This is a genomic window from Phocaeicola sp. ICN-14070 (assembly GCF_037892625.1).
GTDB classification, from domain to species: Bacteria; Bacteroidota; Bacteroidia; order Bacteroidales; family Bacteroidaceae; genus Phocaeicola; species Phocaeicola plebeius.
The window spans coordinates 17,082-30,157 of sequence record NZ_JBBKBF010000049.1 but is presented as its reverse complement, the minus strand read 5'-3'; the positions used below and the strand labels follow the sequence as shown (position 1 = coordinate 30,157).

The window sequence follows — 13,076 nt, the reverse complement described above, 5'->3', positions numbered from 1 at the left end:
TAATTACTTTTATCAATCTCGATGACTTAACAACTACAATATCGAACATTTTGTTTTCACAACAGCGCGCATTAACATCTGTTAAGCATCGACAAATCCTATGAATCATAGCATAAGAAGTTGATTCTGAATGCGGATAGGAATTAAGAGCATTCACCAAGGAGAATAAGAAAAAGAAGAAACAAAAAAGGTGTTCTGATTACTCAGAACACCTTTTTTGTTGGGCTACTCGGACTCGAACCAAGAAAAACAGGACCAGAATCTGTTGTGTTACCATTACACCATAGCCCAATAACGCTTTATCCTCTCCGTGAGAATGCAGCAAATGAAGTTGGGCTACTCGGACTCGAACCAAGAAAAACAGGACCAGAATCTGTTGTGTTACCATTACACCATAGCCCAAAATCAGAGAACGATTGTCATCTTTTTGTTTTGACGGTGCAAAGGTACAACTTTTTTGGAACATACAAAGCTTTTCGGCATTTTTTCTTTCAAAAAACATATTTTTCTTCTTTTTTCTTCATCTTTCAAGTAAAAACTTTCGGATATACAGAAAACCAAGTATATTTGTCCTATGTTATATATAGAACTTTATTTTCAATTTTAAAATAGGAACAATCAAAAGAATGAACGAAACAACGACTTTAATAGAAAAAATCATTGAAGGAATTCAAGAGAAAAAAGGCAAGCAAATCGTAGTAGCTGATTTAAACGAAATAGAAGATACCATCTGTAAATATTTTATCATTTGCCAGGGAAACTCTCCCAGTCAGGTATTGGCAATTGTAGACTCCATCAAAGAACATGTAAGAAAAGAGACCGGCACTAAAGCATATGCCATAGACGGCCAAAGAAATGCACAATGGGTAGCTATGGATTATAGTGACATCATTGTACATATTTTTTTACCGGAGGTACGACATTTTTATAATCTGGAACACTTGTGGGCAGATGCCAAACTGACCAACATACCAGATTTAGACTAATATATAATAAGGAAAGAGAAATATGAGTGATAACAATAAACCAAAAATCAATGTACCACGCTTTAATCTAACGTGGCTTTATGTCATAATTGCCTTGATTTTTGCCTTTCTCTATTTTTCTGGAGACGAAGGAAGTGCCACCAAAGAGGTGAACTATACCGAATTTCAGGAAATGGTGTCCAAAGGCTATGCAGACAAAATCGTGGCATACGACAACAATGCGGTGGAAATGTATATCAAGCCAGACCACATTGTAGATGTATTCAAAAAAGATGCCAGCAAAGTTGGAAGAAGTCCTTCCATCAACGTACAAATCGGTTCCATGGAAGCTTTAGATAAGTTTCTGGATGAACAGACCAAAGAAGGTAACTTTACCGGTTCTATCCAATACGAAAAGAAAAGTGACTATTTTAGCATAATCCTGTGGAACGTTCTGCCGTTTGTCTTCCTTATCGGTATCTGGATGTTTGCCATGCGCCGCATGGGTGGCGGAGGAGGAGCCGGAGGAGGCTCAAATGTATTTAATGTGGGAAGAAGCAAAGCACAGCTTTTTGAAAAAGGGACTAACCGCATTACATTTAAGGATGTCGCCGGACAAGCCGCTGCCAAACAGGAAGTACAGGAAATTGTAGATTTCTTGAAACAGCCGCAAAAATATACAGAACTAGGTGGAAAGATTCCCAAGGGTGCTCTGCTTGTAGGCCCTCCGGGAACTGGTAAGACATTGTTAGCCAAAGCCGTAGCAGGTGAAGCCGATGTACCCTTTTTCTCTATTTCCGGGTCAGACTTTGTAGAAATGTTTGTCGGTGTCGGTGCTTCTCGCGTACGTGATTTGTTCCGTCAGGCAAAAGAAAAATCGCCTTGTATCATCTTTATTGATGAAATTGATGCCGTAGGCCGTGCCCGTGGCAAAAACCCAAGCATGGGAGGAAATGACGAACGTGAAAATACATTGAACCAGCTTCTGACAGAAATGGACGGATTTGGTTCAAACAGTGGAGTCATTATCTTAGCGGCAACCAATCGTGTAGATATTTTGGATAAGGCCTTACTGCGTGCAGGACGTTTTGACCGACAAATATATGTAGACCTTCCTGATCTGAATGAACGAAAGGAAGTGTTTGGTGTTCATCTTAAACCTCTGAAGCTGGACAGCAACGTGGATGTGGATTTGTTAGCGCGTCAAACCCCTGGATTCAGTGGTGCAGACATTGCCAATGTATGTAATGAAGCTGCTCTTATTGCAGCACGTCATCAAAAGAAGAGTGTAGATAAAGATGATTTCTTAGCTGCAATCGACCGTATCGTAGGTGGTCTGGAAAAGAAAACAAAAGTCATGACTGCCGCCGAAAAACGTGCCATTGCACTTCACGAAGCAGGTCACGCCACCATCTCATGGTTCCTGGAACATGCCAACCCGCTGATTAAAGTAACCATTGTCCCAAGAGGACGTGCGTTAGGAGCAGCATGGTATCTGCCTGAAGAACGACAGATCACTACAAAGGAACAAATACTGGATGAAATGTGTGCCACATTAGGTGGACGTGCTGCTGAAGAAATTTTTATCGGACACATCTCCACCGGAGCAATGAATGACTTGGAAAGAGTCACCAAACAGGCTTACGGCATGATTGCATACGCAGGAATGAGTGATAAACTTCCTAATCTCTGTTATTATAACAGCAATGAAGATTACAGCTTTACGAAACCTTACAGTGAGCATACAGCTGAGCTTATAGACCAGGAAGTACAGCACATGATTAATGAACAGTACATGCGTGCAAAGGCCTTGCTGCAAGAACACAGTGAAGGCCACAACCAACTGGCACAGCTGTTAATTGACCGAGAAGTAATCTTTGCTGAAGATGTTGAAAAGATTTTCGGTAAACGTCCATGGACTTCCCGTTCGGAAGAAATTATGGCAGCCAATGAGCAGCTACCGGAAACCAAACAACTGGAAAACAAGCAGGAAAATACGGATGGTGAAAATAACTCTTCTAGTGAAAACAACACCCCTTCACAGGAAGAAAACCAGGAAAAAGAAGAAGCATAACCGAACAAAAACCTACTAACGTGAAAAATAACTTTATTCAACGAGCAATTACGGGAATAATCTTCGTAGGAGTACTTATTGGTTGTATTCTTGGAGGTCCTATCTCTTTCACCCTATTGTTTGCTCTGATTACAGCCCTGACCATTCATGAGTTCGGGAACATCGTGAGCAAACAACCGGATGTAGAGATAAACAAACCTATATGTATGTTGGCCGGTGTTTTTCTGTTTTTCGGATTTGCCTATTTAGGTGTCATGCCTGGACAAACAGAAATACTGATTCCTTACTTATTTCTTATCATATACCTGCTTGTCAGCGAGCTATATTTAAAGAAAAAGAATCCACTGAACAACTGGGCGTATGCCATGATGAGCCAAATCTACATCGCACTTTCGTTTGCTATGTTAAACGTACTGGCCTATCATTCTATTGGAAATGAAGGAGAATTGTCAAATTATCACGTACAGTACAACCCGATACTGCCGTTGTCAATATTTATTTTCACATGGATTAATGATACGGGAGCATATTGTACAGGTATGCTATTCGGAAAACATCGCTTGTTTGAACGAATATCCCCTAAAAAATCATGGGAAGGTTCCATTGGTGGAGGAGTCTTCAGTATCATAGGTGCTATCGTAATGGCGCATTTATTTCCGTTTATGCCAATCAGTATCTGGATAGGATTAGCCCTGACCGTTGTGGTATTCGGCACATTAGGCGATTTGACAGAATCGCTGTTTAAACGCACTATTGGAATAAAAGACTCAGGCAATATATTACCTGGTCATGGAGGCATGCTAGATCGCTTTGACAGCACCCTGATGGCGGTTCCTGCAGCGGTTGTTTATCTGTATATCATTTCTTTTATTGAATAATATAAGCAGAAAATTGATAACAGGTCCTTCAGTCTTACTGTAAGGACCTGTTATATTTTTGAGATAAAAATTCAACGATTTTTCCGGCTGCCCGTTCAGAAGCTCCTTCCTGTCCTAGAATTTTAATCAACGCATCATAATCCTGCAACATTTTCTCACGAGTCATTTGCCCAGGTAGGATTGCTTCTAATTGTTGCTTCACATTTTCTACGGTCATGCCATCCGCGACCAGTTCAGCCACGACTTCACGACCAGCAATCAAATTGACCAAAGAAATATATTTAACTTTTAAAATATGTCGGCGTAAGAATGAAACCAGTTTTCCTGCAGCAGTATAATAACACACCACCTGAGGCACCCGGAACAAGGCTGTTTCAAGCGTAGCTGTACCACTGGTAACCAAAGCAGCCGTAGTATGACTTAGTAAGCTATATGTCTGCCCAAATATAATTTTAGTATCAGTCCCCATATAAGCCTGATAAAATTCGGGAGATATTCCAGGAGCTCCCGCAATAACAAACTGATATTCTATATAGTTACGGGATGCTTGTATCATTCGCTGTAGATTATCCTTAATCTCCTGTTTACGGCTACCAGCCAACAAAGCAATAATCGGCTTTTTATCCAACCCGTTACGAAAGGTAAATTCATCAAAGCTCTCGGTATATCCTTGTTTAAAACAATGTACGGCATCTACACACGGATTTCCGACATAATGAATGGGATAATTATGTTTCTTGAAAAAATCCACCTCAAAAGGTAATATAGAGAGCAACTCGTCCACATCTCGTTTTATCTTCTTGATGCGGTATTCCTTCCAAGCCCAAATTTTAGGAGAAATATAATAGAAGATTGGAATATTCGTATGCGCTTTTATATATTCAGCTATTTTCAGGTTAAACCCCGGATAATCCACCAAAATTAATGCGTCAGGATTCCACTGAACAATATCTTTCTTACAAAAATCCATATTACGAAAGATTGTCCGCAAATGAAGCAACACCGGGATAAATCCCATGTACGCCATATCCTTATAATGCTTGACCAGTGAACCTCCTGCTGCTGCCATTAAATCACCTCCGAAAAAACGAAACTCGGCTTTGGAATCTTTCTCTTGCAGTGCCTTCATTAAATTAGATGCATGCAAATCACCCGAGGCTTCACCTACAATTAAATAATATTTCATAGCTGCCAATTCCAGTGATTCAATTGCTCCATCAAAGTATAAGCTGTTACATCTATCTGAGTAGGAGTAATAGCTACGTATCCATGATCCAATGCCCAATGGTCGGTATCTTGTGCCTCAGGTTCATCGTTCCGGTAAGAACCTGTAAGCCAATAATAGTTTCCACCTCTAGGATGAACAGACTTTACGAACTCATTTGTCCAAACTCCGTCTGTTTGACGACAAATACGCACACCCTTCAGCTCCTTTACATCAGGGAAATTTACATTCAAGCAGGTTCCTACAGGCAACCCATGCTGCAATACCTCTTCTACGATACGTTGTATATAAGGGAAAGTAGGCGTAAAATCAGCATCTTCCGCATGATTACAAAGAGAAAAACCGACTGAAGGTATTTTTTTCAGACATCCTTCTATTACAACTCCCATTGTACCTGAATAGTGTACATTGACAGAAGAGTTATCTCCGTGATTAATTCCTCCTATCACCATATCAGGCGTACGGGGTACCAAGTCGTGCAAGGCCAGTTTCACACAGTCCACAGGAGTACCCGTACAACTGTACAATGAAAATCCCGGTGCCGACTCTATCTTTTTACAACGAAGCGGATGCTCTGAAGTAATAGAACCGGAAGCTCCAGAACGTGGTCCAGAAGGTGCTACTACCATCAAATCAGCCATTGGTCTTAATACTTTTATCAGTTCCTGAATGCCCTTTGCGGCAAATCCATCATCATTCGACAACAACAGAAATGGTTTCTCTTTCATCATATCTTTATTATCCAAACTTTTATGAGTGTAAAGTTACAACAAATCTTAATCTTACCAAACCACATCATGCAATTAGCTAAAAATATATATCTTTGCCCGCGTGAAGTTATTAACAGATGAGGTGAGTTTTCAACACTTTCCCAAAAGTCATGGAATTTTAATTGAAACTATCGTCATTTATTAGTTACTTCGCAATCAGAATAAACTGATTAATATGGGAAAAATTATTGCTTTAGCCAACCAAAAAGGAGGTGTAGGCAAAACTACTACCACTATAAATTTGGCTGCATCTTTAGCTACTCTCGAGAAGAAAGTACTAGTGATTGACGCTGACCCTCAGGCAAATGCCTCATCCGGCCTTGGTGTAGATTTAAAAGACATCGATTGTTCAATCTATGAATGTCTGATCAATCAGGCTGACATACGGGAAGCGATTTATACAACCGATATTGACGGATTAGACATCATACCTTCTCACATTGACCTGGTGGGTGCTGAAATCGAAATGCTGAATTTGGAGAACCGTGAGAAAATCATGCGACGCGCGTTAGAGCCGATGAAAAGCGAATACGATTACATTTTGATAGATTGTTCTCCATCTTTGGGTTTAATTACCATCAATGCCTTAACAGCTGCCGACTCTGTAATTATTCCGGTACAATGTGAGTATTTTGCGCTGGAAGGTATCAGCAAGCTTTTAAACACGATCAAGATTATCAAGACAAAACTAAATCCTTCATTGGAAATCGAAGGATTCCTGCTGACAATGTTCGACTCGCGCCTGCGTCTGGCCAACCAGATATACGACGAAGTGAAAAGACACTTCCAGGAACTGGTTTTCAAGACCATTATTCAGCGTAATGTCAAACTAAGTGAAGCACCCAGCCACGGTATTCCTGCTATTCTTTATGATGCAGAATCAACCGGAGCTAAAAACCATTTGGCTTTAGCCAATGAAATTATAACAAGAAATAGCAAATAAGTATATGGCAGTACAAAAAAAATTTGCATTAGGACGAGGACTTGATGCTCTGATATCCAACGAAGAAGTAAAAACTTCCGGATCATCATCCATCAACGAAATAGAACTGGACAAAATATCTGTAAACCCCAACCAGCCTCGTCGTGAATTTGACCCTATCGCCTTACAAGAACTGGCTGATTCCATTGCAGAAATAGGTATCATCCAGCCTATCACCTTACGTAAACTCAACGAAGATTCTTATCAAATTATTGCAGGTGAAAGACGATATAGGGCATCCATACTTGCCGGTCTAAAAACAATTCCAGCATACATTCGTACTGCAGACGACGAGAATGTGATGGAAATGGCCTTAATTGAAAACATTCAACGCGAAGACCTGAATTCCCTGGAAATCGCACTGGCCTACCAGCATTTAATTGAACAATATGAACTGACACAAGAACGCCTGAGCGAACGCATTGGCAAAAAACGAACAACCATAGCAAACTATTTACGTCTGCTAAAATTACCAGCCCCCATCCAGGTAGCCTTGAAGAATAAGGAAATAGATATGGGACATGCACGTGCGTTACTAACTTTGGAAGACCCTAAAACTCAGATACGTATCTTTAATGAGACAGTCGCTCAAGGGTACTCCGTGCGTAAAGTGGAAGAAATTGTAAAAGCACTGGCTAACGGTGAAAGTATAAAAAGTGGAGGAAAAACAATCTCTGCCAAAGGCACACAATTATCTGAAGAATACTCTATGCTTCAAAATCATCTGTGCAATTTCTTTGGAACGAAAGTACAGCTTTCCTGTACCAATAAAGGAAAAGGAAAGATTAGTATTCCTTTCAACAGCGATGCAGATTTGGAAAGAATTATGGAGATTCTGGATTCTTTGAAAAAAACGGAATAAACAAAAATAATTTGAGAGCACATACTTTTACATATATTCTGTCGCTTATCCTGCTATTCTGTATCCCTTGGGGAAACATGGAAGTGAATGCACAGCGAGCCCAAAAACGCAGGGAAGGTATACTTACAGCCGATTCTATCCGCTCACAGAATCGGGCTGACAGTCTAGCCTTGGCCGATACGACCAACCTACACCGGCAACTTGCTTTGGAAACGCTGGAAGCGCCTATAGATACAGCTGCTCTAGCAAAACAGAATGATTCTATTCAAAAGAACTTACCTCCAACTCAGGAGAAAAAGCGCTGGATACCCAATTCTAACCGTACAGTATGGTTAGGACTCGTTATCCCTGGAGCCGGACAGATTTACAACCGGAAGTACTGGAAACTACCTATCATTTATGGAGGTTTCGTAGGATGTGCATACGCCTTGACATGGAACGGACAGATGTATAAGGATTATTCGCAAGCCTACCAAGACATTATGAGCGATAACCCCAATAACAACAGCTATCTGAATTTCCTTCCTCCTGGAACAAATGTCAATGACAATCTAGAGCATTGGCAGAACTTTTTCAAAAACAGAAAAGACCTTTATCGCCGTCAACGCGACTTAAGTATATTTGCATTCATTGGTGTATATCTGCTATCAGTGATTGATGCCTATGTAGATGCTGAGCTGTCTGATTTTGATATCAGCAAAGACCTCAGCATGAAATGGGAACCTACCGTGTTCAACGATGCATTCCGCAACCGTCCGCAAGGAGTTGGTTTGCAATGCTGTATTAAATTTTAAAAGATGAAAAGAATAATTTTTAGTTTACTTATTGCTGCAATCTGTAACGCTTCATCTCTTTTTGCCCAACAGACAGAAAAGACGATTACCATACAAGCTAATGGACAAGAAGATGTAATAGATTTACCAGAAGGAATGATTTCTACCACGGATAGTCTGTACTTGGACTGGATTTCCAAACATTACATAAATCCAGCCGAGAACTGTACAATGACTACCCAAAATCCAGAAGTCAGCGATTCTATCTACATGGATCGTTTACAGCGCATTCCTGCCATCATAGAGATGCCTTATAATGACATCATACGGAAATTTATAGACATGTATTCTACCCGGCTCCGCCAAAAGGTTTCATTTATGCTGAGCGCCAACAATCTATACATGCCTATTTTTGAAGAAGCATTAGATTTGTACGACCTTCCTTTAGAATTAAAATATCTTCCTGTTATTGAATCTGCATTAAATCCAACTGCAACTTCTTCACAGGGTGCTGTAGGATTATGGCAATTCATGCTTCGCACGGGACAAGTATACGGTTTGAAAGTTAATTCACTTGTGGACGAACGCAGAGACCCTATTAAATCTACCCGCGCAGCAGCTCGATATTTGAAAGACTTATATGATATTTATCAAGATTGGAATCTCGTTCTAGCAGCCTATAACTGTGGACCTGGTACTATCAACAAGGCTATCCGCCGTGCTGGAGGTGAAAAAGACTTCTGGAAAATCTACAACTTTTTACCCAAAGAGACCCGAGGCTACGTACCTGCATTTGTAGCAGCAAACTACATCATGACTTATTATTGCGAGCACTACATTAGTCCTATGGAGATGAACATGCCAGAAAGTACTGATACTGTCCATATCAACCGCTCATTAAATTTGAATCAAATAGCTGAAGTCTGTAAGATTGACATTGATCAACTACGAGCGCTCAATCCGGAGTTTAAAAAAGATATCATTCCAGGAAATGAGAAGCCTTATGCCTTACGGTTGCCAACTCAGATGATGAGCTGTTTTATTGATCACGAAGACAGTATCTACAACTACAAACCGGAAATTTATCAGACACGTCGTAATACTGTAACAGTCAGCAATACCACTACTAAAGGGAAAAATAGCGGGAAAGCTGTATACCACCGTATCCGTAACGGAGAGACATTAGGAGGTATTGCCGCTAAGTACGGAGTTAGCGTAAGCCAATTACGGAGACTGAACGGAATCAAGGGAAGTAGCATCCGGGCTGGCAAATCTCTACGCATCCGGTAAGAAAACCCCTCATTTGCTTGTTTGATTCGTATTTTTCTCTATTTTTGCATTATTGATTCAAAGAAAAGGGAGAGAATTATGACCGAGGAGAAACTTACGCAGGAACAGACAGATGAAAAACTGATTGATGAAGCATTTCAGGAGCTATTGGACCAATACCTGAAAAGTAAACATCGGAAAAAAGTCGAGATAATTACAAAAGCATTTAATTTCGCCCGACAGGCACACAAAGGAGTGCGCCGACGTTCGGGCGAGCCTTATATTCTACATCCTATCGCTGTAGCACGCATCGCCTGCGTAGAAATCGGCTTGGGGTCTACCTCTATTTGTTCTGCTCTACTCCACGACGTAGTAGAAGATACTGACTACACCGTAGAGGATATCGAAAACTTGTTTGGACCTAAGATTGCTCAAATTGTAGATGGATTAACCAAAATCTCAGGAGGAATCTTCGGAGACAGAGCTTCTGCACAAGCAGAGAACTTTAAGAAGCTGCTTCTCACAATGAATGATGACATCCGTGTCATTCTTATAAAAATTGCCGACCGGTTGCATAATATGCGTACCTTAGGCTCTATGCTCCCAAGTAAACAATATAAAATTGCCGGGGAAACACTCTATATCTACGCTCCTCTCGCCAACCGACTGGGCCTGAATCGTATCAAAACTGAATTGGAAGACTTAAGTTTTAAATACGAACACCTAGAAGCTTACCAGCAAATCGAAGAAAAGCTAAAGGCTACTCAAGCTGAAAGAACCAACTTATTTGAAGAATTCACAGCTCCCATTCGCGAACAATTGGATAAAATGGGACTCCCTTATCGTATTCTGGCACGTATCAAGTCTCCCTACTCCATTTGGAACAAGATGCAAAACAAACATATCACGTTTGAAGAAATCTATGACATACTTGCCGTACGCATCATTTTCACTCCTAAGAATGAAGAGGAAGAACTGAATGACTGCTTCAACATTTATGTAGCTATCTCCCGGATATATAAGCCTCATCCTGACCGTTTGCGCGATTGGGTCAGCCATCCAAAAGCCAATGGATATCAGGCTCTTCATGTGACATTGATGAGCAACAAAGGACAGTGGATTGAAGTTCAGATCAGAAGTGAGCGAATGAATGATGTAGCAGAGCAAGGTTTTGCCGCACACTGGAAATACAAAGAAGGAGGAGGAAGTGAAGACGAAGGAGAGCTTAGCAAATGGCTGAAAACCATCAAAGAAATTTTGGATGATCCGCAGCCCGATGCCCTTGACTTTCTGGATACAATCAAGCTTAATCTTTTCGCATCTGAGATATTTGTATTTACTCCTAAGGGTGAAATTAAAACGATGCCTCAGAATGCAACCGCACTTGATTTTGCTTTCTCCATTCATACATTCTTAGGAAGCCATTGTATTGGAGCTAAAGTAAACCATAAACTGGTACCACTGAGCCATAAACTGCAAAGTGGAGATCAGGTAGAAATTCTGACTTCAAAATCACAGAAAGTACAACCTTCATGGATTAATTTTGCCACGACAGCAAAAGCCAAGGCTAAAATATTATCCATCCTCAAAAGAGAACGAAAGGAAGTCCAGCAGGCCGGAGAAGACATGCTGCATGAATTCCTTAAGAAAGAAGGCATTGAAGCTACCGAAACGAACATCCAGAAGCTCTGTACCCTTCATAAATTAAAAACTCCTGAAGACTTGATGTACCAGATCGGGCAAAAAGTTTTCACCTTAGGAGATTTGGATAAGAATGAGTTAAAAGAAAAATCCACCCCTACAAATTGGAAAAAATACATTGCATTTGCATTTGGAGGAGGAAGCAAACCCAAGTCTCAGGATAATGCATCTTCCAAAGAAAAACCTGCTTTGAACATTGACAAGAAGAAAATTGTCAAGCTTACGCCTGAAGAAATTCAGAAGCACTACATCATTGCAGACTGCTGTAAACCAATCCCCGGAGATGATGTCTTAGGATATATTGACGACAACAATCGAATTATTATCCATAAGCGCCAATGCCCGATAGCTACGCAACTGAAAACCAGCTTTGGCAACAGGTTATTGGCCGTACAATGGGAAATTGGCAAAGCACTTAACTTCCCGGTAAATGTATACATGAAAGGAATCGATGGAATTGGGGTGCTTAACCAAGTAACAGGTATTATATCCCAACAGTTGAACGTAAATATTCACAAATTGAATATCGAGTCCAATGATGGTATTTTTGAAGGCCGAATTCAATTGTTTGTACACGATGTAGATGATGTAAATACTATCTGCGAGAACCTTAAGAAATTAGACCACATCAAGAAAGTCACCCGAATAGAAAACTTCGATGACACCATTACCGATTAAAAACTTGCTGCTGTCGCATTCTAGTTATAACCAATCCGATAAAAAATCCTACTCAAATTCAGGACCGGTCTCTCCGCTGAGATACCGGTCTCTTTTGTTTTTGTAAAGAATTCCTGAACTTTTTCATGAAATATCCGTTCGTTATTTCTTGAAGGCAAAACCAGATTTACCTCTCCGCACGTACGTGACGAGGTCATGACACATACGTGCGGAGAGGTCGACACGTACGTGTCGAGGTCTTAACACGAACGTGCTGCGACATCATCGTAAAGATATTTCCTGTACAATATCTATTGCATCGGGCAATAATATAGAACAGCTCTATCCGAATAGAGCTTCAGATTTTTATATAGCTTTTCTGATGGAACTGACTGATAAAACGGGGAAAATATAAGAGCTTAAAAAAACAAAAAACCGCTGATGTTCAGCGGTTTAAAAAATTCATCGTGGACCTGGAGGGAGTCGAACCCTCGTCCAAACAAGGAAGCCATATGCTTTCTACATGCTTATCTCTGCCTTCGGTTTTCGTGCATAAGCAAGACCAGAGCCACCCACTTATACCTTAGTTCCTAAAATTTCATTTCAGTCGCGGAACGAGACCAAAACTATTTCCGAATTTGCTGCACCGCTAAACCAAACGCTTCGGAACAAGAGCTTTTGAGCGATGTCTCGTTTCCATCACTTTGACGGAAATAAAGCTAATCTACTATACTTCGATTAAGCAGCGAGAGCATAGTTTTCGTTGCCAGATAATTGTTCAGTAACTGAGATTATAGTGCAAATCACTGACGCACTGCATGCTTACATACCACATCTCTCGCTGTCAAAACCAAACAAGCCCAAGATTAGTATCAAACTTTTGCAAAGATAGTAAATCAAATACTATTTACAAAAAAAGA

General features: G+C 40.5%; 10 protein-coding genes, 2 tRNA genes and 1 other RNA gene. 8 read left to right on the top strand and 5 right to left on the bottom strand.

The window, feature by feature from the left end; genetic code table 11:
- Window positions 1-220: 220 nt before the first annotated feature.
- Window positions 221-291 (bottom strand) — tRNA-Gln (locus WKT20_RS12775).
- Window positions 292-331: 40 nt separating this feature from the next.
- Window positions 332-402, bottom strand: a tRNA-Gln gene (locus tag WKT20_RS12770).
- Between the two features lie 224 nt (window positions 403-626).
- Here WKT20_RS12770 and rsfS point away from each other — a divergent pair.
- From rsfS to WKT20_RS12755, 3 genes are read left to right on the top strand one after another with little or no spacing between them, the layout of a single operon-like run.
- Entirely contained in the window at window positions 627-986 is a 360-nt protein-coding gene (rsfS, locus tag WKT20_RS12765; RefSeq protein WP_007562079.1) for a ribosome silencing factor, read from the top strand.
- Between the two features lie 22 nt (window positions 987-1,008).
- On the top strand, window positions 1,009-3,039 hold the full coding sequence (ftsH, locus tag WKT20_RS12760; RefSeq protein WP_340417477.1) for an ATP-dependent zinc metalloprotease FtsH: 2,031 nt from the start codon (window positions 1,009-1,011) through the stop codon (window positions 3,037-3,039).
- A gap of 20 nt (window positions 3,040-3,059) precedes the next feature.
- A complete protein-coding gene (locus tag WKT20_RS12755) occupies window positions 3,060-3,917 on the top strand; it encodes a phosphatidate cytidylyltransferase (protein WP_117702606.1) in 858 nt (285 codons plus the stop codon).
- Window positions 3,918-3,951: 34 nt separating this feature from the next.
- Here WKT20_RS12755 and lpxB read toward each other — a convergent pair whose 3' ends face one another.
- Together lpxB and surE are read right to left on the bottom strand one after the other, a co-directional pair.
- Window positions 3,952-5,103 carry a lipid-A-disaccharide synthase gene (gene lpxB / locus WKT20_RS12750; RefSeq protein WP_117702607.1) on the bottom strand — a complete coding sequence of 384 codons (1,152 nt, stop codon included), beginning with the start codon at window positions 5,101-5,103 and terminating at the stop codon, window positions 3,952-3,954.
- Window positions 5,100-5,873, bottom strand: a complete 774-nt coding sequence (gene surE / locus WKT20_RS12745; protein ID WP_007562085.1) for a 5'/3'-nucleotidase SurE — start codon at window positions 5,871-5,873, stop codon at window positions 5,100-5,102. The genes lpxB and surE overlap by 4 nt, the downstream gene beginning before the upstream one ends.
- A 214-nt stretch (window positions 5,874-6,087) precedes the next feature.
- Between surE and WKT20_RS12740 the strand changes: the two genes are divergently transcribed.
- The 5 genes from WKT20_RS12740 to WKT20_RS12720 all read left to right on the top strand — a co-directional run bounded on the left by WKT20_RS12740 (window position 6,088) and on the right by WKT20_RS12720 (window position 12,177).
- Complete coding sequence (locus WKT20_RS12740) at window positions 6,088-6,855, top strand: ParA family protein (protein WP_007562086.1); 768 nt, start codon at window positions 6,088-6,090, stop codon at window positions 6,853-6,855.
- Window positions 6,856-6,859: 4 nt separating this feature from the next.
- Complete coding sequence (locus tag WKT20_RS12735; RefSeq protein ID WP_022053402.1) at window positions 6,860-7,756, top strand: ParB/RepB/Spo0J family partition protein; 897 nt, start codon at window positions 6,860-6,862, stop codon at window positions 7,754-7,756.
- Between the two features lie 11 nt (window positions 7,757-7,767).
- The gene (locus WKT20_RS12730; RefSeq protein ID WP_340417476.1) at window positions 7,768-8,550 is read left to right on the top strand and encodes a DUF5683 domain-containing protein; all 783 of its coding nucleotides are present in this window, start codon (window positions 7,768-7,770) and stop codon (window positions 8,548-8,550) included.
- 3 nt (window positions 8,551-8,553) lie between these two features.
- Window positions 8,554-9,819 (top strand): lytic transglycosylase domain-containing protein, encoded by a 1,266-nt coding sequence (locus WKT20_RS12725; protein ID WP_340417475.1) that lies wholly within the window; start codon window positions 8,554-8,556, stop codon window positions 9,817-9,819.
- 78 nt (window positions 9,820-9,897) lie between these two features.
- Window positions 9,898-12,177 carry a RelA/SpoT family protein gene (locus WKT20_RS12720; protein WP_118162845.1) on the top strand — a complete coding sequence of 760 codons (2,280 nt, stop codon included), beginning with the start codon at window positions 9,898-9,900 and terminating at the stop codon, window positions 12,175-12,177.
- A gap of 444 nt (window positions 12,178-12,621) precedes the next feature.
- On the opposite strand, the gene ssrA is transcribed toward WKT20_RS12720, so the two are convergent.
- Window positions 12,622-13,018, bottom strand: a transfer-messenger RNA (tmRNA) gene (gene ssrA, locus WKT20_RS12715).
- Window positions 13,019-13,076: the final 58 nt, after the last annotated feature.